This window comes from Nocardioides hungaricus, from assembly GCF_054782915.1.
Map to the genome: position 1 here is coordinate 21,966 of NZ_BAAGRO010000016.1, position 24,362 is coordinate 46,327.

Consider the following 24,362-nt stretch of genomic DNA (forward strand, 5'->3'; position numbering starts at 1 on the left):
ACGGGCTTCGTCACCGGTTTCGCGTGGTTGACTCGGCAGATGGCGAACGACCGGGTGGACGCGGCGTTCGCGGCGGCGCCGCGGGCGTGGTTCCTGCCCCGGACGCAGCGGCGCCGGGCGGCGTACGACGGACCGATCGACATCGGCCACGGCCAGACCAACTCCCAGCCGCGCACGGTGGCGGACATGCTGCGCCTGCTCGACGTCCAGCCCGGAGACCGGGTGCTCGACGTCGGGTCGGGGTCGGGCTGGACGACGGGCCTGCTGGCCCACCTGACCGGCGCGGGCGGCAGCGTGCTGGGCCTCGAGCTCGTGCCGGAGCTCGTGGAGTACGGCCGGGGCAACCTCGAGCGCGGCGAGTGGCCGTGGGCGCGGATCGAGCAGGCGACGCCGGGCGAGTACGGCGATCGGGCCGGTGCGCCGTACGACCGGATCCTCGTCTCGGCCGAGGCGCGCGAGCTGCCCGCCGCCCTGGTCGCCCAGCTCTCCCCGGCCGGCCGGCTGGTCGTGCCGGTCGCCGGCGAGATGCTGCTGGTCGAGGCGAGCTCCGGGCAGCCGGTGGTGAGCCGGCACGGGCGCTACCGGTTCGTGCCCCTGCTCTGATCGCCGCGCGGCGCCGTCACCCGGATCCGCGCTCCGTGCCGCGGGACGCTGGTGATGTTGCGGACCTTGGGCTCGTCGCGGCCGACCGCGGTGACGTCGTACGCCGTGAACACCTCGCGCAGCACGGCGACCCCCTCCATCGTCGCGAAGCCCGCGCCGATGCAGCGGCGCACGCCGCCGCCGAACGGGATCCACGTGTTGGCGGGCGGGTTCTGGCCGAGGAACCGCTCGGGCCGGAACACCTCCGGATCCGGGTGATTGTCCTCGCGCGAGTGGGCGATGATGATCGACGGCCCGACCGTGGTGCCGCGCGGCAGGTCCCAGCCCGCGATCGTGGCCGGCTGCATCAGCGTCCGCACGACCATCGGGATGATCGGGTGCAGCCGCATCGACTCCTTGAGCACGGCGTCGAGGAGCTCGTCGTCGCCCTCGACCGCCGCCGTCCGGCAGCGCGCCAGCAGCGCCGGGTCGCGGCCGGCCTCGTAGAGCGCCCACGACAGCGCGCTCGCGGTCGTCTCGTGGCCGGCGAGCAGCAGCGTCACCAGCTGGTCGCGCAGCTCGGTGTCGCTCAGTCGTTCGCTGGTAGCGTCGCCGTCTTGACCCTGCACGATCAGCTTGGACAGGACGTCGGTGCGGCCGGCCAGGTCCGGCGCCGTACGCCGCTCGCGGATCTCGGCGTACATCAGCCGGTCCAGCTCGCGCTGGTTGTCGATGGTCGCCCGCCACGGGCCGTACCGCTGCAGCCACGGGTAGCCCCAGCCCAGCAGGATCGCGGGGCTGATGTTCACCGTCTTGTTGACCCGGGGGCGCAGCTCGGCGAGGCGGCGCTCGTCGGTGACGCCGAAGACCACGCGCAGGATCACCTCGAGGGTGAGCGCGTTCATCCGGTCGAGCGCGCGGAACTCGACGCCGGGCCGCCAGGTGGCGACCTCGGCCTTCGCGACCTCGGTGACCAGCGCCTGGTACTCGCGCAGCGCGTGCCCGTTGAACGCCGGCATCAGCAGCTTGCGCGCCCGCTTGTGCTCGGCGGAGTCCTGGAGCAGCAGCGAGTGCTCGCCCATGATCGGGCCGAGGATGCCGTTGGCCTTGCCCGCGTGGAAGACCTCGGGGTCGCCGGCGAAGATCTCCTTGGCGTGCTCGGGCCGGGTGAAGAACACCAGTGGCCGGCCGCCGGGCGCGAGCCGGACGGTGAAGACGTCGCCGTACCTGCGCCGCATGTAGGGGTGGAACCAGTGCCGGAACCGCAGCAGCCCGGCGGTCTGCAGCAGCACCGGCCAGCGCGGCCCGGGCGGCAGGCCGGTGCGGTCCACGGGCGGCAGCCGCTCCTGGTTGCCCGGGCTCATCCGGCGGAAGCGCTGGGTCGTGAGCTGGTCGACGTCGTCCAGGATCGTCACCGTGCCGACGCTACGCCCGCTATTGAAAACTCGTCAATAGTGGGCGCGGGCCTGCGGCTCTCGACGCTGGCGGCACATGTCGAGATGCAGCGAAGCTTGACGAAGCGCACGCGGCCAACTGTGGCCAAACGGCAACGATCCGGGCGAGTCGCCAAAGTAGACGGCACGTCGAGCCGTCGTGAGCGTCGGTGGTCCTTGAGACGATGAGGCCGTGCTGCTGGCGTTCGTTGATGAATCTGACCGCGGAGACTTCCGCTGCTTCGCTGCTGTTGTCGCTGACGACGTCGCCACGAAGGAGCTCACCGATCGGCTCAACGCGATCGTCCGGCAGGCCAGCGTTGACTACGGCGTCCCACGCACGGCTGAGATCCACGGACACCCCCTATTTCACGGCAAGGAAGATTGGAAGGACGTCGGAGCGCGAGCGAGGGCAGGCATCCACGAGAAGGTCATCGACGCCATCCTGGAGGCTGACGTGACGATCCTGCTGCGCTCCGTAAGCGAGGAAGGGCTGCTCCGGCGCCAAGAGCGCAACAACTACCCCGTTCGATTCCCCGCTGAGCAGGTGTGCTTCCAGCACATCCTCCAACGGGTCGACCGGCTCGCGAAGAACGCAGTTACCTACGCGCTGGTGATCGCCGACGAGCGCGGAGACCGCGAACGGCACCGGGAGCGGTTCGCCACGTACCAGACCGAGGGCACTCCGGGTGTCTACATGCACACGACGCTGAGTTCGCTGCTGGACACCGTCCACTTCGCGCCGAGCCACCGGTCACGTATGTTGCAGGCCGCCGACATGCTGGCGTTCACCTATCGACGTCACCAGACGGTCGTTGAGTCGGACCTGAGGGCTCAGAAGATCATGGATCGGATGTGGTCGAAGCTCACCTCGTCCGGCAAGCTGTTCGAGCCTGGTCAGTGGCCGTGACGCACAACAGCCCCACGCAAGCGTGGGGCTGAAGGCCATGCGGGCGGCAGCGCGGCTGCGGCCTGCTGTTTCAGTGTAGCCCGAACCTCCGACACGTACGACCAACCTGCGCTCGTGTCTCGGTGGGTGTTGGCGGCCAGGTGGGTTCGGCGGATCATTGGCGGGCCGGTCGTCGGGGCTCTTGTAGCTGTGGGGAACCGTCGGGGCGGCGGGGTACTGCGCGTCGGGGTTGGACGAGTTCCATCGGGTCCGTCAGGTGTGGGTGCCTGCGGCCCAGGTATGCGGTGCACCTCGGTCTCGGTGCGCACCGCCGAGACGAGCGACGCCGTACCTCGGGCGTGCCCGTCGGCCTCGGCCTCGACAAGGGCCGACCAGGTGACCCGTAGCCCGTCGGCGCGAGCACCGGCGATCACCAGGGTCCGGGTGACGGGCGAAGCCAGAGTGTTCGCATCCAGGAAGAGAGTCGTGGGCTCACTCACCGAGCAGCTCGGCCCCGATCTCCGCGGCGCCGGCTTCGGCCATCCGCCGCATCAGCTCGTGGCTGTACCGCTCGAACTCGGCCAACGGGATCCGGTGGTGCGTGCCGACCTTCGTCGCCGACAAGTCGCCCTCGGCGATCCGCCGCAACACCGTCGACCGCGACATCCCCAGCCGTCTCGCCACCTCGGCAGGCGTCAGCAGCTCGACCCGGGCCGACACGTCGACCACCTCGCCGCGCGCCTTCGCCGACTCCAGGAACGCGCGAAGCGACGCCCAGTCCTCCTCCGACAGGTACGCAGGGTTGATCGTCATCGTCTCGCTCACAATTCCCAGCATAGACCCTTGTGACCATTTGCAACGACCTAAGTGACCACGCACCGGGGCCGGGTCAGGAGCTCCGGGCCGCGCCGAGCACCTCGTGCCGCGGCACCGGGTTGTCGCGGCGCGCCGCGCAGGTGAGCCGGGTCGCCGTGGCCGGGTCGCGGTGGGTGCGGACGGCGATCTGGTAGCTCCCGCCCGCGACCGCGAACGTCGCCGTGGTGACGTCGCCGTCGACCTGCCGCCGGGTCAGCACGACGTCGCCCTCCCGGGTCGCGCCGAGCTCGCGGCGCAGGTGGATCTCGGCGGCCTGCACCGCCATCGGGTACGACGAGCGGCCCCTCAGGTGGTCCAGGTCGAGCTCGCCGGCGAGGTGCGCGCCGGCCACCGCGATCGACGAGACCGGGTCGAGCCTCCCGTAGTAGAGCCCGTGCGGGAGCACCACCAGGTTGGCCGCGAACCGGTCGCCGCCGATGTGCGAGACCTCCCACGTCTCCTCGGGATGCGCCCGGTCGAGCGCCCGCGCGACCGGCCGCCCGCGCTCAGCACAGCAGGCGTCGTGGCGACCGTTGGTGCAGACGCAGAACAGCGATCCGGCGTACGCCGCCAGGCCGCTCGTGCCGCCGTCGCGGAACGCCGCCAGGTCGAGGTCGAGCACCTCCCGCGGGTCGGCGAGCGTGCCCGACTCGATCCGCGGCGCGACCGGGTCGGAGTGGGCGGCGAAGACGCGCACCCCCTCGCCGTCGGGCTTCGAGCTGAACCGCCGGATCAGCAGGATCTTGGCGCGGTGGGCCTTCGCCCGCTGCTCGAGCGCGGCGCCGAGGCCGTCGGGCAGCCGGGCGTCGAGCAGCGCGTCGCTGCCCCACGGCCCGACGTGCTCGAGCAGCAGCCAGGTGCGGACGTGGGTGGCGGTGCCGCCGACGGGCTCGTCCCGCAGCAGGCTCTCCGCCGCGCAGCGCCGCGTCGACCGAGAAGGGGTCACGCGATCTCCAGCAGCCCTTCTCGCACCAGGCGCCGGCAGAGCACCAGGTTGCTCTGCGGGTCGAGCGGGAGGTCGGCCGGCGTGAAGCTCTCACGGGCGCGGACCTCGTCGAGCGCCGGGCGGATCCACGCCGGCACGACCATCGCGCGGTCGCCCAGCAGCACCTCGACCTGCTCGCCGCGATCCAGCAGCACGCAGGGGTGGCCAGGGCGCCGACGGAGGACGGTGCTCGCCGAGACCGAGCCGAGCACGTCGTGCAGGCCGCCGGGCAGCCGCGGCGGCCGGGTGGTGAGGAACCGCCGGATCTCGGCCTCGACCGCGGCCGATGCGTCGAGGCGGCGTACCTCCTCGGCCAGGCCGGCCAGCCGCTCGGCGAGCGCGGCGGAGAGCGGGGTGGGGGCATCGAGGTAGCCGGCCGGCAGGTGCTCGTCGGGTACGCCGGCCAGCACGTCCGTCAGGGTCCGCTCGACCAGGCCGCGCCAGGTGAGCTGGTTGACGCCGATCGTGACGTGCAGCGACACCGTCTCCTGCGCGCGGGCGGCGTGGGGGGTGCCGGTGGGGAGGTACAGGGAGAGGCCGGGCTCGAGCAGCACGTCCTCGGGCCCGTCCTGACCGTGCACCTCCCAGAGCTTGGCGCCCGCGGTCTGGAGGACGAAGACGTCGTGGCTGTCGGAGTGGACCGCGAAGCCCTGCGAGCCGGGCGGGGTGAGGTAGGCGTTGGCCTGGCAGGGGTGGCCGAGCTCGAGCTCGAGCTCCGCGATCAGCCGGGTCAGCGGCGGCCAGTAGCGGTGCAGGCCCTGGAAGACGACGGTCGCGCCGTCCCCGAAGAGCGCGAGCGCCCTGCCGGCGTCGACCAGCCCGGTGAGCGGCCTGCCGGCCAGCGTCGCGCCGCGGGTGTAGGCCGACTCCGGCAGCACCGAGCCGTCCCTGGCCATCCGGATCGACGGCGTACGGATCGCGGTCGAGGTCAGCAGGTGGTCGGCGTCGTCGAGGGAGAGCAGCCCGACCAGGTCATCGGGGTCGGTGCGGTGCAGGTGCACACGGGACGCCCAGACCTTCCTCAGGAAGGTCTGGGCGTCACCGCTGAGCAGGTCGAGTGCGCTCACTCGGGGCACTCAGGCGTCGGTGCCGTCGCTGTCGCTGCCGTCGCCGTCGGTGGTGTCCGTGGCGTCGCCGTCGGACGCGTCGCCGTCGGTCCCGTCGCTGTCACCGCCATCGGTGCCGTCGGCATCACCGCCGGCACTCTGGTCGACCACCGGGCCGGTGGTCATGTCGTCGTCACTCAGGGGCTCTTCCGGTGTCATCTGTCCTCCTGTGTCTGCAGCGGATCGGTCTCGTGCTCGCCAGTCTGCTGCGGTGCCGACCGGCGGACAAGCGGTACCCGACCTGCCTCGGCAGCAGTCCCTCCACCGCCTATGTAACGCCGGGTTATCTCTTGTTCCCACGGTGTTGCAACCTGGTGGGAACAAGGGGTAACCCGGCGTTACATCCGAGACCGCGCACCGACCTCAGCCCGGCCGCCCGGCCAGCCAGGTGCTGATGACCAGCGGGACGCCCGGTCGGTAGGCGAGGTGCACATGGCTCGGCGCATCGAGCACGACGAGGTCGGCGCGGCGACCGGGCACCAGGGCGCCGACGTCGTCGCGGTCCAGCGCCTCCGCGCCACGGTACGTCGCCGCGTGGACCGCCTCCGCCGGCGTCATCCCCATCTCCCGGACGGCGAGGGCGATGCAGAGCGGCATCGAGCTGGTGAAGCACGACCCCGGGTTGCAGTCGGACGCGAGCGCCACGCGGACGCCGGCGTCGAGCAGCCGCCGGGCGTCCGGGTAGGGCTGGCGGGTGGAGAACTCCACGCCCGGCAGGAGCGTGGCGATCGTGCCGCTGCTCTCGAGAGCCGCCACGTCGGCGTCGGACAGGTGGGTGCAGTGGTCGACCGCGACCAGGCCGAGCTCGGCGGCGAGCTGCACGCCGGGGCCGGGGCCGAGCTGGTTCGCGTGCAGCCGTCCGCGCAGGCCGGCCGCCTCGCCCGCGGCCAGGATCACGCGGGCCTGATCGCCGTCGAAGGCCCCGCGCTCGCAGAAGACGTCGATCCAGCGGGCGTGCTCACGCGCGGCGTCCAGCATCGGGCCGGTCACCAGGTCGACGTACTCCCCCGGGTCGGCTGCGTGCTCGGAAGGCACCACGTGCGCGCCGAGGAAGGTCGTCTCCTCGGTGAACTGCCGCGCCACCGCCAGCGACCGCGCCTCGTCGTGCACGGTCAGGCCGTAGCCGCTCTTGATCTCGACGGTCGTCGTGCCCTGCCGGCGCATCTCGGCGACCAGCCGGGCGACGTGGCTGGTCAGCTGCTCGTCGGTCGCCGCGCGGGTGGCCGCGACCGTGGTGCGGATGCCGCCGGCGGCGTACGGCCTGCCGGCCATGCGCGCGGCGAACTCCTGCGCCCGGTCGCCGGCGAAGACCAGGTGGCTGTGGCTGTCGACGAAGCCGGGCAGTACGGCGCGGCCGCCGACGTCGATCCGCTCGTCGGCGTCCGGGGCCGCGGCGGCGGGGCCGGTCCAGGCGACCCGGCTCCCCTCGACGACGATCGCGGCATCCTCGATCGTCGTCGGACCCTCGGGGTCGGCGGTGAACAGCTCGCCGATGTTGGTGATCAGGGTCGTGGCCACAGCGCTCCCACCGCCTCCTCGAGCTCGCGCCCGATCCGTTCGTCGTCCCCGCGCGTGTAGACCGGTCGCCCGCCGACGACCACGTGGGTGACGTCGGCGGCCGTGGCGGCGAAGACCGCGGTGTGCTCGTCGGCGCCCGTCCCCGCGGTCCGGGGAGAGCGCGTGTCGAGGGTGACCAGGTCGGCCGGCTCGCCCACGGCGATCCGCCCGCCCGCCGTACCGATCTCGAGCAGCTCGGCGGCGGACCAGTGCCCGCGCTCCTGCGTCGCGAGCCGCTCGTCCATCTCGAGCCCGCGCAGCTCCTCGAACGGGTCGATGACCGCGTGGCTGTCGCTGCCGACCGTGAGCCGGCAGCCGGCCTCGGCCAGCCGCCGCGCCGGGCCGATGCCGTCGGCGAGGTCGCGCTCGGTGGTCGGCGTGACGCAGACGTTGGTGCGGGTCTCGCCGAGCAGCGCGACGTCCTCGTCGGTCAGGTGCGTGGCGTGGACGACGGTCGTGCCCGGGCCGAGCAGCCCCTCGTCGTACAGCAGGCGGGTCGGGGTGACGCCGTACGCCGCCAGGCAGTCCTCGTTCTCCTGCCGCTGCTCGCTGAGGTGGACGTGCAGCGGCGCCCGGCCGCGGAAGACGTGCAGCTGCTCGCGCGGCACGGCCCGCACCGAGTGGATCGCGGCGGGCCCGTCGCCGGCGCGCTCGGCCCACTGCTCCGCGGTGCCATCGCTGTAACGCCACTGCACACCCTGGGGCGGCGCGCCGAAGCCGCTGCTCACGTAGCAGGTGTCCAGCAGCGTGATGCTCAGCCCGGCCTCGGCGGCCGCCTCGGTCAGGGCCCGCCCCATCGCCTCGGGCTCGGGGTGGTGGACGTAGTGGAACTCGGTCACCGACGTGTACCCCGCCGCCACCATCTCGCGGTAGGTCGCCCGCGCCAGCGCGAAGTAGGTGTCCGGCGTGAGCCGCTCCGCCACGGCGTACATCTGCTCCCGCCAGGTCCAGAACGTCCCTCGCCCCCACTGGGTCCGCCCCCGCAGCGCCCGGTGGAACGCATGGCTGTGGTCGTTGGTGAGGCCGGGGATGGTGAGGCCGGGGATGTGGGAATCACCGGGTAGCCGGTGATTCCCACCCCCGTCCGAGCCCGGACCGACCGCGGTGATCCGGCCGCCCTCGACCTCGACCAGCACGTCGTCCCGGACGGCGCCGTCGACCCAGGCCCGCTCCAGCAGGTACGCCGACGTGGGAGCCGTCACCGCGCCAGCCGCTCGAGGGTGTCGGCGAGGGCCGAGACGCCGGCCAGGCAGTCGGCCATCGAGGCGTGCTCGGCGGGGGAGTGCGAGACGCCGGTGGGGTTGCGGACGAAGAGCATCGCGGTCGGGATCCCTGCGGCAGAGAGGATCCCGGCGTCGTGGCCGGCCTGGGTGGGGATGATCGGCCAGCGGTCTGCGGCCACGAGCGAGGCCAGCGCCGGGTCGAAGGCGACCGACCCCGACACCGACTCCGGCGTCACGGTCAGCGTGGTGCCGTCCCGCCCGGCCCGGTCCGTCGCCTGCGCCTCGATGGACGACACCAGCGACGCCAACCCCTCGTCGGTCGAGCACCGGGCGTCGAGCCACGCCGTCACCAGCGAGGGCACCGCGTTCGTGCCGTTCGGCGAGACCGCCACCCGGCCGAAGGTCGCGCGCTGCCCGGCCAGCCGGGCCTGCTTGTTCGCGCCGAGCGCGGTGAACGCGTAGGTGAGCATCGGGTCGGCCCGGTCCTCCATCCGCGTGGTGCCGGCGTGGTTGGCCACGCCCGCGAAGTCGAAGCGGTAGCGCCCGTGCGGCCAGATCCCGCTCGCCACCCCGACCGCCGCGCCCCGGTCGACGAGGTCGCGGCCCTGCTCGACGTGCAGCTCGACGAACGTCCCGACCGACGACAGCAGCGACGAGACGCCGCCCGGTACGACGTCGCCCAGCGCGACCCCGTCCCGGTCGGTCAGCTCACGGGCGGACTCCCACGACAGGGCGCCGGTCGCCAGCCGCGAGCCCAGGCAGGCCAGCCCGAACCGGGAGCCCTCCTCCTCGGCGAAGACCGACACCCCGATCGGCCGCGCCGGCACGAACCCGCGCGAGCGCAGCAGGTCGACCGCGGCCAGCGCCGAGACGACGCCGAGCGGACCATCGTACGCCCCGCCGTCGACCACGGAGTCCAGGTGCGAGCCGGTCAGCACGCCCGGACCCGAGCCCGCGTCCCACCAGGCCACGAGGTTGCCGAACCCGTCGCCCTCGACGCGCAGCCCGCGCGCCGCGCACTGCTCGGCAAACCACGCGCGCAGCTCCTCCTCCGGCGCCGTGAACGGCGACCGGTGGTAGCCGCCGCTGCGCGCCGACCGGCCGATCGGGGCGAGGTCGGCCCACATCCGCTCGAAGTCGTCAGGCACGAGATCATCAGGCACGAGATCGTCAGGCACAGTGCTCTCCATGGAGTTCCAGGACGTCGTACGCCGCCGCAGGATGGTCCGCAACTACACCACCGACCCCGTGGACCCGGCGGTGGTCGACCTCGCGCTGCGCAACGCGACCCGCGCGCCGAACGCCGGGTTCAGCCAGGGCTGGGCGTTCCTGCTGCTCGACACTCCCGACGACGTCGCCCGCTTCTGGGCGGCGACGGCGGACGACACCGCCCGCCCCGACGCATGGCTCGCGGGCATGATGAGGGCGCCGGTCGTGATCGTGCCGTGCTCCAGCAAGGCGGCGTACCTCGACCGCTACGCCCAGCCCGACAAGGGCTGGGCCGACCGCGACGAGGCCCGCTGGCCGAAGCCGTTCTGGGACATGGACACCGCGATGGCCGCGCTGCTGATGCTGCAGACCGCGACCGCCCACGGCCTCGGCTCCTGCTTCATCGGCATCCCGCCGGCCCGCGAGGCCGCGGTGCGTACGGCGTTCGCCATCCCCGACGACTTCGACCCGGTCGGCGTGGTCACGATCGGCCACCCGGCCGAGACCGTCGGCGCGAAGGGCTCGCCCACCAGGCGGCCGCGCAAGCCGATGGCCGGCCTGGTGCATCGCGGGAGTTGGGGCCACGAGGCCAGTCCATCGGCGTGAGCCGTCGCGGTCAACGACCCGCAAACACCGTGAGTCTCACATCCGAGACCAATAGCCTGCGCTCGTGACGACCCACCGCGCAGTGCCCAAGCTCCAGGCCCTGGTCCGCATCCCGACCGTCTCGCACCGCGACCCGAGCCTGGTCGACACGGCCGCGTTCGACCGGTTCGTCGAGGAGCTGCGCGAGCAGTTCCCGCTGCTGCACGAGCGGCTGGAGCTGACCCGGGTCGACGCCCACGGGTTGCTGTTCCGCTGGGCCGGCCGCAGCGCCCAGCGGCCGGTCGTGCTGATGGCCCACCTCGACGTCGTACCCGTCGACGACGGCGCGCCGTGGCGGCACCCGCCGTTCGGCGCCGAGATCCACGACGGCGCGATCTGGGGCCGCGGCACGCTCGACGACAAGGGCCAGCTGGTGGCGGTCTGCGAGGCCGTCGAGACGCTGCTCGATGAGGGGTTCACCCCGGCCCAGGACGTCTGGCTCTCCTTCGGCTGCAACGAGGAGGTCTCGGGTACGGCGGCCGGGCTGGCCGTCGAGGAGCTGACCCGCCGCGGCGTACGCCCCTGGTTCGTGCTCGACGAGGGCGGCGCCGTCGCGGCCGAGGCGTTCCCGGGCGTCGCGAGGCCGATCGGGGTGGTCGGCCTGACCGAGAAGGGCATCACCTCGCTGGAGCTGCGCGTCGACGGGCGCGGCGGCCACGCCTCGACCCCGGCCCGCAACGGCCCGACCACGCGGATCGCGCGGGCGATCACCCGGCTGGACCGGCACCAGATGGCCGCCAGCGTGCCGGACCCGACCGTCGAGCTGCTCCGCCGGATGGCGCCGCACGCCCCGCTCGCACTGCGCCCGCTGATGGCCAACGCCGCGCGGCTCCGCCCGCTGCTCACCCGCGCGCTGATCGCGGCCGGCCCCGAGCCGGCCGCGATGACCCGGACGACCTTCGCGGTCACGACCCTCTCCGGCTCCCCCGCGCTCAACGTCATCGCCAGCACCGCCCGGGCCGGCGTGAACATCCGGATCATGGTCGGCGACACCGTGGCCTCCGTGCTCGAGCACGTCCGCAGGACCATCGACGACGACCAGGTCCAGGTCACCGTCGTCGAGGAGAGCGAGCCCAGCCCGGTCTCGCCGATGGACGAGGCGTTCGAGCTCATCGCGGACACGATCGACGAGGTGTTCCCCGACGCCGTGCCCGCGCCGTACGTCATGATGGCCGCCACCGACTCGCGGTTCTTCACCGCGATCTGCCCCAGGGTCTACCGGTTCGCGCCGTTCCGGATGACCAAGGGACAGCGCGAGTCGATCCACTCCTACGACGAGCACCTCGGGGTCGACGCCCTCGCCGAGGGAGTCCGCTGGTACCGGCGCCTGATCGAGAGGATCCCCGCATGACCGTGCTCAACGATCCGCGGGCCCGGGGCCTCGCGACCGTCGTCGGCTTCCTCGTCTGCGTCGAGCTGGCCAGCGGGATCCTGCAGGGCTACTACACGCCGATCTTCAGCGACATCGCCGACCACCTCGACATCGCCGACGCCGACGTCAACTGGTTCGAGGCCGCGCAGCTGATCGTCTCCGCGCTCGTCGTACCCCCGCTCGCCCGGATGGGCGACATCGTCGGCCACAAGAGGGTGCTGCTGCTCTCGACCGCGGTGACCGCGCTCGGCTCCTGGGTGATGGCGTTCGCGCCGTCGTTCACGACCTTCCTCGTCGGCTCCGCGCTGCAGGGCGCGTACGTCGTGTGGCTGCCGCTCGAGGTCGCGATCATCCACCGGCGTACGGCCGGCACCGGTCGCCAGCACCAGCTCACCCGCCGGGCCGCCGGCATCCTGGTCGGCGCGCTCGAGCTCGCCGTGATCATCGGCGCGCTCACCAGCGGCGCGCTCGTCGCGGCGACGTCGATGACCGTGCTGCTGACGCTGCCGGCGATCGTGGTGACGGTCGTGTTCTTCGTGATCTGGTTCGGGATCGAGGACCTGGAGGGCACGTCCACCGGGGGGCTCGACTGGGGCGGCCTCGGGCTGATCACCGCCTCCCTCGGCCTGGTGATGGCGGGCCTGATCGTCATCCGTCTCGACGGTCCCGGCAGCGTCCTCGCCTGGGGGCTGATCGTGCTCGGCCTCCTCGCGCTCGTGCCGTTCGCGCGGTTCGAGCTGCGACAGGTCGAGCCGATCGTCGACGTACGCCTGCTGCGCTCCCCGGGCCAGTGGCCGGTGCAGCTCACGGCGTTCCTCTTCGGCATGTCCGTGCTCGGCGCGCAGATCCCGCTCTCGACGTTCGCCCGCACCGACCCCGACGTCGCGGGCTACGGCCTCGGCGCCAGCGCCGGCTTCGTGTCGACGCTGATCGGCGTCTACGTGATCTTCATGGCGATCGGCGCGTTCTCGCTGCCGCTCACCGCGCGGGCGTTCGGGCCGCGGGGCGCGCTGGTGGTGTCGTCGGTGCTGGTGGCGATCGGCTATGCGCTGTGGCTGCCGTTCCACGGCTCGACGGCCCAGGCGCTGGTCAACATGGCGGTGATCGGCGTCGGCTCGGGCGCGCTCGTCGCCTCGCTGCCGGCCGCCGCCGCGGCCGCGGCGCCGCCGGAGCGCACCGGCTTCGCCACCGGCATGACCAACGCGACCAAGACCGTCGGCGGCGCCATCGCCTCGGCCGTCTTCGCGATCGCGCTGTCGGCCACCGGCTCGCTCGACAACCCCGAGGAGGGCCACGCGCCGCTGTCGGGCTACCTCACCGTGTGGGCGGTCTGCGCGGTCGCCGCGCTGCTCGCCGCCCTCGCCCTGCTGGCGCTGCCGAGACAGGTCGCGGAGGAGCCGACGCCCGCCCTGCGCTGAGCCCTGCGCCGAGTCCTGTGCTGACTCCCTCCACAGGCGCCGTCGGCCGTCTCGCCCCGCACGCCCTCCGGTGGCAGACTGGACGGTGCCGGGCAGCCGTCCGAGCCGGAAGGAGCGTGAACCATGACCGAGCCGCAGTCCTGGACGCTCATCATCGGGTTCCTCGCCGCCGTCAGCGCGCTGCTCGGCATCATCACCACCTCCTTCCACCGCACCCTGCGCACCGAGATCGGCTCCGTACGATCCGAACTGCGCACGGAGATCGGCGCGGTACGCACCGAGATGCGGGCCGAGTTCCGGCGCATGGACGAGCGGCTCGACCACCTCGACCGCGACGTCCAGGCGCTGACCCGGCACATCTTCGACCGGCCGGAGTGAGCGGACCATGACCGAGCCGCAGTCCTGGACGCTCATCATCGGGTTCCTCGCCGCCGTCAGCGCGCTACTCGGCATCATCACCACCTCCTTCCACCGCACCCTGCGCACCGAGATCGGGTCCGTGCGCACCGAGCTGCGCAGCGAGATCGGGTCCGTGCGCACCGAGCTGCGTACCGAGATCGGGTCTGTGCGCACCGAGATGCGGGCGGAGTTCCGGCGCATGGACGAGCGGCTCGACCACCTCGACCGCGACGTCCAGGCCCTGACCCGGCACATCTTCGACCGGCCGGAGTGAGCAGCCCGTGCCCGAGACGCCCGACCGCGCCGCGGCCCGCGCGCGCATTCAGCAACAGCAGACGTGGGTCGACCTCCAGGTCAAGCAGGCGATGGAGCGTGGCGAGTTCGACGATCTCCCCGGCGCCGGTAAGCCGATCGAGGGCCTCGGCGACCAGCACGACCCCGACTGGTGGCTGAAGCAGCTCGTCGAGCGCGAGCGGATCGCCGTCCTCCCGCCCGGCCTCGCGCTGCGCAAGGAGGACGCCGAGCTCGACGCCGAGCTCGACCGCCACCACTCCGAGGCACAGGTCCGCGAGCACATCGAGGACTTCAATGCCCGGGTGATCCGCGCCCGCTACTCCCTCAGCGCCGGGCCGCCGCTGGTCACCATGCCGCGCGACGTGGAGGAGACCGTCGCCGCGTGGCGGGAGCGGTACGCCGCCCGCCGTACCGTCCCTCGAGCCGGACCCGCCGCACCTCCGCGACGCCGGCACTGGTGGAATCGGCGGAGGAACCGATCCGAGGGAGGGACATGAAGAACGTGGGTGTGGTCGGTGGCGGCCTGATGGGGTCGGGCATCGCGGAGGTCAGCGCGCGTGCCAGTCAGGACGTGGTCGTCGTGGAGTCGAGCGAGGACGCGGCCAAGGCGGCGCTGGGCCGGCTGGAGAGGTCGCTGCAGCGCGCCGAGGCCAAGGGCAAGATCGAGTCCGCCAACGAGGTGCTCGGCCGGATCCGGGTGGTCACCGACCTCGACGCGATGGCCGACCGCGAGGTCGTGGTCGAGGCGATCGTGGAGGACGAGCCCGCGAAGGTCGCGCTGTTCAGGTCGCTGGACCAGGTCGTGGCCGCGCCGGAGGCGATCCTGGCGTCCAACACCTCCTCGATCCCGATCATGAAGCTCGGCGTGGTCACCTCCCGGCCGACGCAGGTGATCGGCATCCACTTCTTCAACCCGGTCCCGGTGCTCCAACTCGTCGAGCTGGTCCCCTCCCTGCTGACCTCGGCCGACACCACGCAGCGGTCGCGGGCCTGGGTCGAGGGCGTCCTGGGCAAGCAGGCGATCGACTGTCAGGACCGGGCCGGGTTCGTGGTCAACGCGCTGCTGATCCCGTTCATCCTCTCCGCGATCCGGATGTACGAGTCCGGGTTCGCCTCGGCCGAGGACATCGACCGCGGCCTGGTGCTGGGCGCCGCCCACCCGCAGGGCCCGCTCGCCCTGGCCGACCTGATCGGCCTGGACACCACCAAGGCCGTCGCCGAGTCGCTGTACCAGGAGTTCAAGGAGCCCCTCTACGCCGCCCCGCCCCTGCTCCAGCGAATGGTCGACGCCGGCCTGCTCGGCCGCAAGTCCGGCCGCGGCTTCTACACCTACGACTGACGGCCCGCGTGTCAGATCAGTCATACCAACGAGCAGCGGAGCGCTGCTACGTTCCGCCCCATGAGCGGATCCCGCAGCGCGAAGGACTTCTTCCGGCCCCTGGCGGTGGGGGCGCCGACGCCACTCACCGAGATCCCGGCGCGACCCAGCCGGGCGATCCACTTCTTCGATCCGAGCAACCCGAAGATGGCGGCCAAGGTGCCGGACCTGGTCGGCACCGTCGACGTCCTGCTCGGCAACCTCGAGGACGCGGTCCGGGCCGACAACAAGGTCGCCGCGCGCGCGGGCCTGGTGAAGATCGGCCGGGACACCGCCGATCTGGGGCAGGGCGGCCCGACCCAGCTGTGGACCCGGATCAACTCCCTCGACAGCCCCTGGGTCCTCGACGACCTCACCACGCTGGTCCCCGCGATCGGCGACAGGCTCGACGTCGTGATGGTGCCCAAGGTGCAGGGCGCCGAGGACATCCACTACGTCGACCGGCTGCTCGCCCAGCTCGAGGCCAGGGCCGGGCTGGAGAGGCCGATCCTCGTGCACGCGATCCTCGAGACCGCGCGCGGTGTCGCGAACGTCGAGGAGATCTGCGGCGCCAGCCCGCGCATGCAGGGCATCTCGCTCGGCCCGGCCGACCTCGCCGCCGACCGCCGGATGAAGACCACCCGCGTCGGCGGCGGCCACCCCGGCTACCTCGTGCGCCAGGACCCGCCCGGTGAGAACGGCGCCGCGAACATCGAGGCCCGCCGGGCGACGTACCAGCAGGACCTCTGGCACTACACCATCGCGCGGATGGTCGACGCCTGCGCGATGCACGGGATCTACCCCTACTACGGCCCGTTCGGTGACATCGCCGACGTGGTGGCGTGCGAGGACCAGTTCCGCAACGCCTTCCTGCTCGGCTGCGTCGGCGCCTGGAGCCTGCACCCCACACAGATCGCCATCGCCAACAGGGTGTTCAGCCCCAGCGTCGAGGACGTCGCGCACGCGCGCCGCGTGGTCGCGGCCCTGGGAGCGCAGAGTGGCGACGGCACCGGCGCCGTGATGCTCGACGGCAAGATGGAGGACGACGCCTCCCTCAAGCAGTGCCTGGTGATGGTCGAGCTCGCCGAGCAGCTCGCCGCGATCGACCCCGCCCTGAAGGAGCGGTACGACGCGATCGAGGGGGGCGCGTGATCACCCCCCTGCGCAGCGTCCTCTACATGCCGAGCTCCAACGAGCGCGCGCTGGAGAAGGCCCAGTCGATCCCCTGCGACGGGCTGATCCTCGACCTCGAGGACGCCGTCGCCCCCGACGCCAAGGCGACGGCCCGCGAGGCGGCCTGCACCGCCGCGGCCAGCGGCGAGTACGGGCGCCGTACCGTCACCATCCGGGTCAACGGCATCGGCACCGAGTGGCACGACGCCGACCTCGCCGCCGCCGCCCAGGCCGGGCCGGACGCGGTCGTCGTCCCGAAGGTCGACAGCGCCGACCAGGTGCACCGGCTGGTCGCCGCGCTGGAGAGGTACGGCGCCCCCGACCACACGAGACTCTGGGCGATGATCGAGACGCCGATCGCGATCCTCGACGCGCTCGGCATCGCCCGTGCGAGCGAGCGGCTGTCCTGCTTCGTGATCGGCACCAACGACCTGGTCAAGGAGCTGTACGCCGAGCACGTGCCCGGCCGGGCCCCGATCCTGCCGAGCCTGCACACCGCCCTCCTCGCCGCGCGCGCCGCCGGCATCGCGATCCTCGACGGCGTCTACAACGACGTGCGGGACACCGAGGGCTTCCTCGCCGAGTGCACGCAGGGTCGGCAGCTGGGGTTCGACGGCAAGACCCTGATCCACCCCGGCCAGGTCGAGGGTGCCAACGCGGCGTTCGCGCCGGACGAGCAGGCGGTCGAGGACGCGCGCGGCCTGATCCAGGCGTTCGAGGACGGTCATGGGTCGGGCGTCGTCACCTACCGCGGCAAGATGGTCGAGAGCCTCCACGTCGAGTCCGCCCGCCGCACGCTCAGCATCCACGAGGCGATCCGGGCCCTGGGCTGATATCCACCGCAGGACGCCCCCACGATCACCCCTCCGCCATCGGCACCCGCACCCCCCGCGCATGTGCGACGTCCACCGCGCGGTCGTAGCCCGCGTCGACGTGCCGGATCACCCCCATGCCGGGGTCGTTGGTGAGCACCCGCTCGATCTTCTCGGCGGCGAGCGCCGTCCCGTCGGCGACGCAGACCTGGCCGGCGTGCAGCGAGCGGCCCATGCCGACGCCGCCGCCGTGGTGGAAGGACACCCAGGTGGCGCCGGAGGCGGTGTTGACCAGCGCGTTGAGGATCGCCCAGTCGGCGATGGCGTCCGAGCCGTCGAGCATCCCCTCGGTCTCCCGGTACGGCGACGCGACCGAGCCGCAGTCCAGGTGGTCGCGGCCGATCACGATGGGCGCCTTGAGCTCGCCGCTGGCCACCATCTCGTTGAACCTCAGGCCGGCGAGGTGCCGCTCGCCGTACCCCAGCCAGCAGATGCGCGCTGGCAGGCCCTGGAAGTGCACCCGCTCCTGCGCCATCGTGATCCACTTCCTCAGCCGCTCGTTGTCGGGGAACAGCTCGAGGATCGCGCGGTCGGTGGCCGCGATGTCGGCCGGGTCGCCGGAGAGCGCGGCCCACCGGAAGGGGCCGGCCCCCGAGCAGAACAGCGGCCGGATGTAGGCCGGCACGAAGCCGGGGAACTCGAAGGCCCGGTCGTAGCCGCCCTTGCGGGCCTCGTCGCGGATCGAGTTGCCGTAGTCGAACACCTCGGCGCCGCGATCCTGGAACTCCACCATCGCCCGCACGTGCGCGGCCATCGAGGCCCGCGCCTCCTTCGTGAATCCCTCGGGATCGGAGGTACGGCGGGCGTCCCACTCCTCGAAGGGGACCCCGACCGGCAGGTAGGCCAGCGGGTCGTGCGCCGAGGTCTGGTCGGTGACGATGTCGATCGGCGCGTCCATCTCCAGCAGCCGCGGGAGCATCGCCGCGGCGTTGCCGAGCACGCCGATCGACAGCGGCCGGCGCTCGTCGCGCGCCGCGACCGCCATCGACACGGCCTCCTCGAGCGACGACGCGCGTACGTCGAGGTAGCGGTGGTCGATCCGGCGCTGGATGCGCGCCTCGTCGCACTCGACGCAGATCGCCACGCCGTCGTTCATCGTGACCGCCAGCGGCTGCGCGCCGCCCATCCCGCCCAGGCCGGCAGTGACGGTGATCGTCCCGGCCAGCGTCCCAGAGAACCGCTTGTCCGCGACCGCGGCGAACGTCTCGAAGGTGCCCTGCAGGATGCCCTGGGTGCCGATGTAGATCCACGACCCGGCGGTCATCTGGCCGTACATCGTCAGCCCGAGGTCCTCGAGCCGGCGGAACTCCTCCCAGTTCGCCCAGTCGCCGACCAGGTTGGAGTTCGCGATCAGCACCCGCGGCGCCCACGGGTGCGTCCTCATCACGCCGACCGGCTTGCCGGACTGCACCAGCATCGTCTCGTCGTCGCCCAGCGTGGTGAGCGTCCGCACCAGGGCGTCGTACGCCTCCCAGCTGCGGGCCGCCCGGCCGGTGCCGCCGTAGACGACCAGGTCCGCAGGTGCCTCGGCATTCTCCGGGTCGAGGTTGTTCATCAGCATCCGCAGCGGCGCCTCGGTCTGCCAGGACCGCGCGGTGAGCGAGGTGCCGCGGGCGGCGCGTACTTCCCTGGGGCCAGCAGTCATGACAGGTCTCCGATCACGGACTCGGCGGCGTTCAGGACGGCGCCCGAAGTGACCAGCGCGACGGCGGTCTCGATCTCGGGCGCGAGGTGGCGGTCGGGGCCGGGGCCCGCGACGCCGGAGGAGCGGAGCAGGCCGACGACGGCGCCGGTGGCCGGCGACGGCTGCAGCGGGGCGCGCAGGTCGAGCGCCCGGGCGGCGGTGAGGACCTCGATCGCGACCACGCGCGTCAGGCCGTCGACGGCGCGGCGCAGCTTGCGCGCGGCCGACCAGCCCATCGACACGTGGTCCTCCTGCATCGCGCTGGACGGGATCGAGTCGACCGACGCCGGCACGGCCAGCCGCTTCATCTCCGAGACGATCGCGGCCTGGGTGTACTGGGCGATCATGTGCCCACTGTCGACGCCCGGGTCGTCGGCGAGGAACGGCGGCAGCCCGTGGCTGCGGGCCTTGTCGAGGAACCGGTCGGTACGCCGCTCGCTGATCGAGGCCACGTCCGCTGCGACGATCGCCAGGAAGTCGAGCACGTAGGCGACAGGAGCGCCGTGGAAGTTGCCGTTCGACTCGACCCGGCCCTCGGCGGCGAGCACGACCGGGTTGTCGACCGCGGCGGCGAGCTCGCGGCCCGCGACGACGGCCGCGTGCTCGACGGTGTCGCGGGCGGCGCCGTGCACCTGCGGCGAGCACCGCAGCGAGTAGGCGTCCTGCACCCGGTTGCAGTCCGGGCCCCGGTGCGAGGCCACGACGCCGGAGTCGGCGAGCAGCGCCACCAGGTTGGCCGCGGAGAGCGCCTGGCCCGGGTGCGGCCGGATCGCCTGGAGCTCGGACGCGAACACCCGGTCGGTGCCGAGCTGCGCCTCGACCGACATCGCGGCGGCGACGTCCGCGGTGCGCAGCAGCAGCCGCAGGTCCTCGATCGCCAGTACCAGCATGCCGAGCATGCCGTCGGTGCCGTTGATCAGCGCGAGGCCCTCCTTGGCCGCCAGCTCCACCGGTGAGAGGCCCGCGGCGGCCAGCGCCTCGACGGCGGGCATCAGCCGGCCGGCCGCGTCGCGCACCTCGCCCTCGCCGATCAGCGCGAGCGCGCAGTGCGCGAGCGGCGCGAGGTCGCCGGAGCAGCCGAGCGAGCCGTACTCCCGCACCACCGGCGTGATCTGGTGGGCGAGCAGCCCGGCGAGCAGCTCCGCCGTCTCGCGGCGTACGCCGGTGTGGCCGGTCGCCAGCGTCGAGAGCCGCAGCAGCATCAGCGCACGCACGACCTCGCGCTCGACCTCGGGGCCGGAGCCTGCGGCGTGGGAGCGGACGAGGGAGCGCTGGAGCTGTGCCCGCATCTCGGCCGGGATGTGCCGGGTCGCCAGCGCGCCGAAGCCGGTCGAGACGCCGTAGGCCGGGGTCTCGGCCGCCGCCAGCTCCTCGACGACCGCCCGCGCGCGGTCGATCGCGGCGAGCGCGTCCTCCCCCAGCTCGACCGGGTCGCCACCCCGGGCGACCGCGACCAGCTCGGCGAACGACACGGGCCCGACTCCGACGGTGACCATGTGGCAATCCTGGTCGGAGTGGGTACCGCCGGCCAGACCGTCAACTCCACCCTTGTCTGGCATCCGAGACAACCTGTGGCCCGGCCGTAACAACGGTCGGGAAAGGTCCGTTAGGTCTGCGACGACTCGGCGCCGGGGGCACGACAGGGACGCCGTACGACCAGAGGGAGCACAACATGACATCTCAGAGAGCACTCACGGGGGCGAAGTCCCTCTCGATCCTGGCGGGGGCCGCGCTGGCCCTCTCGATCCTCCCGGCGTCCGCGGGCGCGGCGCCCGCGCCGGCCCAGGACGCCCCGTCCGCCGCCCGCGGCTCCTCCGACATCGCGGTGCGGGGCGGGGCCTACGGCACCCGCCTCGCCGGCGGCGACCTCCCGGCCGGCTCCGGGACGACGGCGTTCAGCGTGATCGGCTGCTCGGTGAAGCCGCGGATCACCCGCGAGAACGAGGTCGCCGAGGCCAATCTCCCCAGCGCGGGCACGGTCTCCGGCGTCAAGACCCGGGTGTGGACCCGCCGCGACGGCGCCGCCAGGCACTCCTACTCGCGCAGCTCGACCGCCGAGGTCGTGCTCGCCGACTCCCCGCTCGGCAAGCTCAGCATCCGCGGCATCAGCTCGCTGTCGCACGCCTGGTACGACGGCAGCAGGTTCCGCTCCGAGACCTCCACCAGCGTCGGCAAGATCGTGCTGACCCCGCCGATCGGCCCGGCCCAGGAGTTCGAGATCCCGACCCCGGGCCAGCCGATCGTCATCCCGGGTCTGGCGCGGATCGCCCTCGGCGACACCAACGAGCAGCGCAGCGCCACCGGCGCGACCGCGTGGGCGGTGGCACTGCGGGTGAAGATCATCCCGACCGGCACCGAGCTGTTCGTGGCGCGCAGCAAGGCGCAGGCCCTCTCGGGCGTGAAGTACGGCCGGTTCGGCGGCTACTCCGCCGGCACCGAGGCGAACGTGCTCGGCGGTGTGCTCACCAGCGGCCGCAACCCGCTCTCGCTGATGCCCTGCCAGAGCACCAAGGGCAAGACCCTCAAGAAGGACGACGTCAACGTCGACGTCGGCGGCGGCCTCCGGGTCGACGGCGTGAGCTCCCAGCAGTGGTCGAAGCGGTTCGCCGACCGCAGCAAGGCCTGGGAGCGCGGCTCGATCGCCGGGCTGAGCCTCGGCGGCGGCGCGCTCGAGGTCGAGGCCGTCGTCGGCAAGGCCAGCGTCACCCGGATGGCCGGCGGCAAGCTGATCCGGAGCTCCGAAGGCACCCGCATCGGCGCGATCACCGTCAACGGCCAGGAGCAGGAGCTCCCGATCGACCAGGTGATCGAGATCCCGAGCGTGGCCAAGCTCGAGCCCAAGGTGGTCGAGAGGCTGCCCAGCGGCCTCAAGGTGGTCGCGCTGCGGATCACCCTGCTCGACGGGACCGGAGCGGTGATCGACCTGGGCGTCGCGAAGACGACCATCCGCCGCTGATCTCGGTACGCCTACTCACCGATCACCACGCAAGACACGGCGTCGGCGGCCGACACCGGGGCGTTGACTGGGTGCTGTGACCCAGCTCCTCGCCCCCGTGCCGGCCGTCGGCGTCGCGCGCCGATGGGCGATGCTCGTGGCGAGCACGCTGGCGCAGGCCGCGGCCGCGGTGATGATCCACGGGCCGGCGTTCCTGATCCCGGCGCTGACCCGGCAGGGGTCGAGCCTGGCCGAGGCGGGCCTGGTCGCCGCCGCGCCCACCGTCGGCGTGATGCTGACCCTCGTCGCCTGGGGCTGGGTGACCGACCGCCGCGGCGAGCGGTTCGTGCTGCTGGCGGGCCTCGCGGCCACGACCGTCGCCGGCGTCGCCGGCGCCCTCTCCGGCGGTACGCCGCTGCTCGTGGTCGCCCTCGTCCTCGCCGGCGCCGCCGCGGCGAGCACCAACGCGGCGAGCGGCCGCGTGGTCGTCGGCTGGTTCCCACCCGAGCGGCGCGGGCTGGCGATGGGCATCCGTCAGATGGCGCAGCCGATCGGCGTCGGCGTCGCCGCCATCTCGGTCGCCGTCGTCGCCGACGCCTCCGGCGTGCGCACCGCGCTCTGGGTGCCGACGATCGCCTGTGCGCTCGCCGCGCTTCTGGTCGCCGCGGTCGTCGTCGACCCGCCCCGCCCGGCGGAGCGCACCGGTGCGGCGGCAGCCAACCCGTACCGTCGAGACCCCTACCTCGCCCGCGTCCACGGTGTCTCGGTGCTGCTGGTCGCGCCGCAGTTCCTGGTCTGGACCTTCGCGCTGGTCTGGCTGGTCCAGGACCGTGACTGGTCGCCGGCCGCCGCCGGCGCCGTCGTCGCGATCGCCCAGGTCGCGGGCGCGCTCGGCCGGATCGCGGCCGGCCACCTCTCCGACACGGTGGGCAGCCGGATGCGGCCGCTGCGCTGGGTCGCGCTCGCCGCGGCGGCCAGTATGGCGCTGCTCGGCCTCACCGCCGCGCTCGACCTCGCGATCGCCGTACCGCTGGTCGTCGTGGCCACCGTGGTGACGGTCGCGGACAACGGGCTGGCGTTCACCGCGGTCGCCGAGCGGGCCGGACCGTTCTGGTCGGGCCGGGCCCTGGGTGTGCAGAACACCGCGCAGTTCCTCGCCGCCTCGGCGGTGCCGCCGGTCGCGGGCCTGGCCATCGCGCACGCCGGCTTCGCCGCGGCCTTCGCCGTCGGCGCGCTGCTACCCGCGATCGCCGCGCCGCTGGTGCCGGTCCGGAGCGAGCGCGAACTCACCTGAGCCCTAGCCTGGAGGCATGAGCCAGGTGCCCGCGGCGACCCGTGCGCTGCGGGTGCTGCGGTTCCTGGCCGGTCAGCCCGACCCGGTGCCACTGGATCGGATCATGCGCGCCTGCGGCCTGCCGCGCAGCACGACGTACCACCTCCTCAACGCCATGGCGGCGGAGGGCTTCGTCGTGCACCTCGTCGACGAGCATCGGTTCGGGCTCGGGCCGGCGGCGTTCGAGCTCGGCAGCGGCTACGCCCGCCAGGAGCCGCTCCAGCGGATCGCCCGCCGGCCGCTCGCCGAGCTCGTCGACCGCACCGGCCGGTCGGCGCACCTGGCGATCCTGCACGGCCGCGAGGTGCTCTACGTCCTCGAGGAGCGCGCGCCGGGACGGCCGCCGCTGGTCACCGACGTGGGCGTCCGGCTGCCCGCGCACCTCACCGCGAGCGGACGCGCGATCCTCGCGCTGCTGCCGGGCAGCCAGGTGCGCGCGCTCTACTCGACGCCCGCCGACTTCGTCGACCGCCACGGCCGCGGTCCGGGCACCCTCAGCACCCTGCGCACCGTGCTGTCGGAGACGCGGCAGCGGGGGTACGCCGTCGAGGACGGCGAGGTCACGCCCGGGCTCGCCAGCGTCGCGCTGGCGGTGCTCGACCACAACCAGCACCCGGTGGCGGCGGTCGCCGTGACCTACCCCGACGACCTCGACGCCACCGGGATGGTCGCGGCCGTCGCCCAGACCGCCCACCGGCTGGCCCGCCGGATCGGCGGGAGCCGGTGAGCCCGCGCCTCGGCCTCCTCCAGATCGGTCTCGCCGGTGTCCTCCGGGGCACCGGCGGCCTCGCGGTGCACCTCATCCGCGACGCCGAGGATCTGTCGGTGGTGACCATCAGCGCCTGGCGGATGCTGATCGGCGCGCTGTTCCTGCTGGTCGCGGCCGTCGGCGTGACCGTCTCCACCGTGGTCAGCCTCGGCCTCGCGCCGCTCGCGCTCGGCCGGAGGGCCGACAAGTTACCTGTGGGTAGGATCCTTCTCACGTCCGCGCGGGACTGACGCCGCCGGGCGCTGGGCATAGGCTCACCGGGCGCGCCCGCG

At 73.1% G+C, this 24,362-nt stretch carries 25 protein-coding genes; 15 read left to right on the top strand and 10 right to left on the bottom strand.

The window, feature by feature from the left end; all coding sequences use genetic code 11:
• Positions 1 to 39: 39 nt before the first annotated feature.
• Entirely contained in the window at positions 40 to 603 is a 564-nt protein-coding gene (locus tag ACYVKX_RS05110; RefSeq protein ID WP_460829562.1) for a protein-L-isoaspartate O-methyltransferase family protein, read from the top strand.
• On the opposite strand, the gene ACYVKX_RS05115 is transcribed toward ACYVKX_RS05110, so the two are convergent.
• A complete protein-coding gene (locus tag ACYVKX_RS05115; protein WP_460829563.1) occupies positions 579 to 1,997 on the bottom strand; it encodes a cytochrome P450 in 1,419 nt (472 codons plus the stop codon). The two genes, ACYVKX_RS05110 and ACYVKX_RS05115, sit on opposite strands and share 25 nt — an antisense overlap.
• 211 nt (positions 1,998 to 2,208) lie before the next feature.
• Between ACYVKX_RS05115 and ACYVKX_RS05120 the strand changes: the two genes are divergently transcribed.
• Positions 2,209 to 2,925, top strand: coding sequence for a DUF3800 domain-containing protein (locus ACYVKX_RS05120; protein WP_460829565.1), 717 nt, complete (start codon positions 2,209 to 2,211; stop codon positions 2,923 to 2,925).
• A gap of 471 nt (positions 2,926 to 3,396) precedes the next feature.
• On the opposite strand, the gene ACYVKX_RS05125 is transcribed toward ACYVKX_RS05120, so the two are convergent.
• The 7 genes from ACYVKX_RS05125 to ACYVKX_RS05155 all read right to left on the bottom strand — a co-directional run bounded on the left by ACYVKX_RS05125 (position 3,397) and on the right by ACYVKX_RS05155 (position 9,808).
• Positions 3,397 to 3,729 carry a helix-turn-helix domain-containing protein gene (locus ACYVKX_RS05125; RefSeq protein WP_460829566.1) on the bottom strand — a complete coding sequence of 111 codons (333 nt, stop codon included), beginning with the start codon at positions 3,727 to 3,729 and terminating at the stop codon, positions 3,397 to 3,399.
• 64 nt (positions 3,730 to 3,793) lie between these two features.
• Positions 3,794 to 4,705, bottom strand: coding sequence for a sucrase ferredoxin (locus ACYVKX_RS05130; protein WP_460829567.1), 912 nt, complete (start codon positions 4,703 to 4,705; stop codon positions 3,794 to 3,796).
• The gene (locus tag ACYVKX_RS05135; RefSeq protein WP_460829569.1) at positions 4,702 to 5,811 is read right to left on the bottom strand and encodes a cupin domain-containing protein; all 1,110 of its coding nucleotides are present in this window, start codon (positions 5,809 to 5,811) and stop codon (positions 4,702 to 4,704) included. The genes ACYVKX_RS05130 and ACYVKX_RS05135 overlap by 4 nt, the downstream gene beginning before the upstream one ends.
• A gap of 9 nt (positions 5,812 to 5,820) precedes the next feature.
• Entirely contained in the window at positions 5,821 to 6,009 is a 189-nt protein-coding gene (locus ACYVKX_RS05140) for a hypothetical protein (RefSeq protein ID WP_460829571.1), read from the bottom strand.
• 204 nt (positions 6,010 to 6,213) lie between these two features.
• Positions 6,214 to 7,368, bottom strand: coding sequence for an imidazolonepropionase (hutI, locus tag ACYVKX_RS05145; protein ID WP_460829572.1), 1,155 nt, complete (start codon positions 7,366 to 7,368; stop codon positions 6,214 to 6,216).
• Positions 7,353 to 8,609 carry a formimidoylglutamate deiminase gene (locus ACYVKX_RS05150; protein ID WP_460829573.1) on the bottom strand — a complete coding sequence of 419 codons (1,257 nt, stop codon included), beginning with the start codon at positions 8,607 to 8,609 and terminating at the stop codon, positions 7,353 to 7,355. Before ACYVKX_RS05150 ends, hutI begins: the two co-directional genes overlap by 16 nt.
• Positions 8,606 to 9,808: an allantoate amidohydrolase gene (locus ACYVKX_RS05155; RefSeq protein WP_460829574.1), complete on the bottom strand. Its 1,203-nt coding sequence runs from the start codon at positions 9,806 to 9,808 to the stop codon at positions 8,606 to 8,608. The genes ACYVKX_RS05150 and ACYVKX_RS05155 overlap by 4 nt, the downstream gene beginning before the upstream one ends.
• Before the next feature lie 10 nt (positions 9,809 to 9,818).
• Between ACYVKX_RS05155 and ACYVKX_RS05160 the strand changes: the two genes are divergently transcribed.
• The 9 genes from ACYVKX_RS05160 (at position 9,819) to ACYVKX_RS05200 (ending at position 17,330) form a co-directional block, all read left to right on the top strand.
• Positions 9,819 to 10,445: a nitroreductase family protein gene (locus tag ACYVKX_RS05160; RefSeq protein WP_460829576.1), complete on the top strand. Its 627-nt coding sequence runs from the start codon at positions 9,819 to 9,821 to the stop codon at positions 10,443 to 10,445.
• Positions 10,446 to 10,509: 64 nt separating this feature from the next.
• Positions 10,510 to 11,835 (top strand): M20 family peptidase, encoded by a 1,326-nt coding sequence (locus ACYVKX_RS05165; protein WP_460829577.1) that lies wholly within the window; start codon positions 10,510 to 10,512, stop codon positions 11,833 to 11,835.
• Positions 11,832 to 13,274 carry an MFS transporter gene (locus ACYVKX_RS05170; RefSeq protein WP_460829578.1) on the top strand — a complete coding sequence of 481 codons (1,443 nt, stop codon included), beginning with the start codon at positions 11,832 to 11,834 and terminating at the stop codon, positions 13,272 to 13,274. The genes ACYVKX_RS05165 and ACYVKX_RS05170 overlap by 4 nt, the downstream gene beginning before the upstream one ends.
• A 123-nt stretch (positions 13,275 to 13,397) precedes the next feature.
• A complete protein-coding gene (locus ACYVKX_RS05175) occupies positions 13,398 to 13,652 on the top strand; it encodes a hypothetical protein (RefSeq protein ID WP_460829579.1) in 255 nt (84 codons plus the stop codon).
• Positions 13,653 to 13,659: 7 nt separating this feature from the next.
• Positions 13,660 to 13,947: a hypothetical protein gene (locus tag ACYVKX_RS05180; RefSeq protein WP_460829580.1), complete on the top strand. Its 288-nt coding sequence runs from the start codon at positions 13,660 to 13,662 to the stop codon at positions 13,945 to 13,947.
• Positions 13,948 to 13,954: 7 nt separating this feature from the next.
• Entirely contained in the window at positions 13,955 to 14,464 is a 510-nt protein-coding gene (locus ACYVKX_RS05185) for a DnaJ family domain-containing protein (RefSeq protein WP_460829582.1), read from the top strand.
• A complete protein-coding gene (locus ACYVKX_RS05190; RefSeq protein ID WP_460829584.1) occupies positions 14,461 to 15,306 on the top strand; it encodes a 3-hydroxybutyryl-CoA dehydrogenase in 846 nt (281 codons plus the stop codon). Before ACYVKX_RS05185 ends, ACYVKX_RS05190 begins: the two co-directional genes overlap by 4 nt.
• A 60-nt stretch (positions 15,307 to 15,366) precedes the next feature.
• Positions 15,367 to 16,476: an HpcH/HpaI aldolase/citrate lyase family protein gene (locus ACYVKX_RS05195; protein WP_460829585.1), complete on the top strand. Its 1,110-nt coding sequence runs from the start codon at positions 15,367 to 15,369 to the stop codon at positions 16,474 to 16,476.
• Positions 16,473 to 17,330, top strand: coding sequence for an HpcH/HpaI aldolase/citrate lyase family protein (locus ACYVKX_RS05200; protein WP_460829586.1), 858 nt, complete (start codon positions 16,473 to 16,475; stop codon positions 17,328 to 17,330). The genes ACYVKX_RS05195 and ACYVKX_RS05200 overlap by 4 nt, the downstream gene beginning before the upstream one ends.
• Before the next feature lie 25 nt (positions 17,331 to 17,355).
• On the opposite strand, the gene hutU is transcribed toward ACYVKX_RS05200, so the two are convergent.
• Both hutU and hutH read right to left on the bottom strand, forming a co-directional pair.
• Complete coding sequence (hutU, locus tag ACYVKX_RS05205; RefSeq protein WP_460829587.1) at positions 17,356 to 19,014, bottom strand: urocanate hydratase; 1,659 nt, start codon at positions 19,012 to 19,014, stop codon at positions 17,356 to 17,358.
• On the bottom strand, positions 19,011 to 20,549 hold the full coding sequence (hutH, locus tag ACYVKX_RS05210) for a histidine ammonia-lyase (protein ID WP_460829590.1): 1,539 nt from the start codon (positions 20,547 to 20,549) through the stop codon (positions 19,011 to 19,013). The genes hutU and hutH overlap by 4 nt, the downstream gene beginning before the upstream one ends.
• 176 nt (positions 20,550 to 20,725) lie before the next feature.
• On the opposite strand from hutH, the gene ACYVKX_RS05215 reads away from it, so the two are divergent.
• The 4 genes from ACYVKX_RS05215 (at position 20,726) to ACYVKX_RS05230 (ending at position 24,320) form a co-directional block, all read left to right on the top strand.
• Positions 20,726 to 22,009 carry a choice-of-anchor P family protein gene (locus ACYVKX_RS05215; RefSeq protein ID WP_460829591.1) on the top strand — a complete coding sequence of 428 codons (1,284 nt, stop codon included), beginning with the start codon at positions 20,726 to 20,728 and terminating at the stop codon, positions 22,007 to 22,009.
• A 76-nt stretch (positions 22,010 to 22,085) separates the two neighbouring features.
• Positions 22,086 to 23,282 carry an MFS transporter gene (locus ACYVKX_RS05220; RefSeq protein WP_460829592.1) on the top strand — a complete coding sequence of 399 codons (1,197 nt, stop codon included), beginning with the start codon at positions 22,086 to 22,088 and terminating at the stop codon, positions 23,280 to 23,282.
• 16 nt (positions 23,283 to 23,298) lie between these two features.
• Entirely contained in the window at positions 23,299 to 24,048 is a 750-nt protein-coding gene (locus ACYVKX_RS05225) for an IclR family transcriptional regulator (RefSeq protein WP_460829593.1), read from the top strand.
• Positions 24,045 to 24,320, top strand: coding sequence for a hypothetical protein (locus tag ACYVKX_RS05230; protein ID WP_460829594.1), 276 nt, complete (start codon positions 24,045 to 24,047; stop codon positions 24,318 to 24,320). The genes ACYVKX_RS05225 and ACYVKX_RS05230 overlap by 4 nt, the downstream gene beginning before the upstream one ends.
• The last annotated feature ends 42 nt before the right edge of the window (positions 24,321 to 24,362 follow it).

Coding starts and splice junctions, on each gene's coding strand:
- ACYVKX_RS05110 (WP_460829562.1), top strand. CDS start 40: ATGGCGAACGACCGGGTGGACGCGGCGTTCGCGGCGGCGCCGCGGGCG.
- ACYVKX_RS05140 (WP_460829571.1), bottom strand. CDS start 6,009: ATGACACCGGAAGAGCCCCTGAGTGACGACGACATGACCACCGGCCCG.
- ACYVKX_RS05160 (WP_460829576.1), top strand. CDS start 9,819: ATGGAGTTCCAGGACGTCGTACGCCGCCGCAGGATGGTCCGCAACTAC.
- ACYVKX_RS05170 (WP_460829578.1), top strand. CDS start 11,832: ATGACCGTGCTCAACGATCCGCGGGCCCGGGGCCTCGCGACCGTCGTC.
- ACYVKX_RS05175 (WP_460829579.1), top strand. CDS start 13,398: ATGACCGAGCCGCAGTCCTGGACGCTCATCATCGGGTTCCTCGCCGCC.
- ACYVKX_RS05180 (WP_460829580.1), top strand. CDS start 13,660: ATGACCGAGCCGCAGTCCTGGACGCTCATCATCGGGTTCCTCGCCGCC.
- ACYVKX_RS05190 (WP_460829584.1), top strand. CDS start 14,461: ATGAAGAACGTGGGTGTGGTCGGTGGCGGCCTGATGGGGTCGGGCATC.
- ACYVKX_RS05195 (WP_460829585.1), top strand. CDS start 15,367: ATGAGCGGATCCCGCAGCGCGAAGGACTTCTTCCGGCCCCTGGCGGTG.
- hutU (WP_460829587.1), bottom strand. CDS start 19,014: ATGACTGCTGGCCCCAGGGAAGTACGCGCCGCCCGCGGCACCTCGCTC.
- hutH (WP_460829590.1), bottom strand. CDS start 20,549: ATGGTCACCGTCGGAGTCGGGCCCGTGTCGTTCGCCGAGCTGGTCGCG.
- ACYVKX_RS05215 (WP_460829591.1), top strand. CDS start 20,726: ATGACATCTCAGAGAGCACTCACGGGGGCGAAGTCCCTCTCGATCCTG.
- ACYVKX_RS05225 (WP_460829593.1), top strand. CDS start 23,299: ATGAGCCAGGTGCCCGCGGCGACCCGTGCGCTGCGGGTGCTGCGGTTC.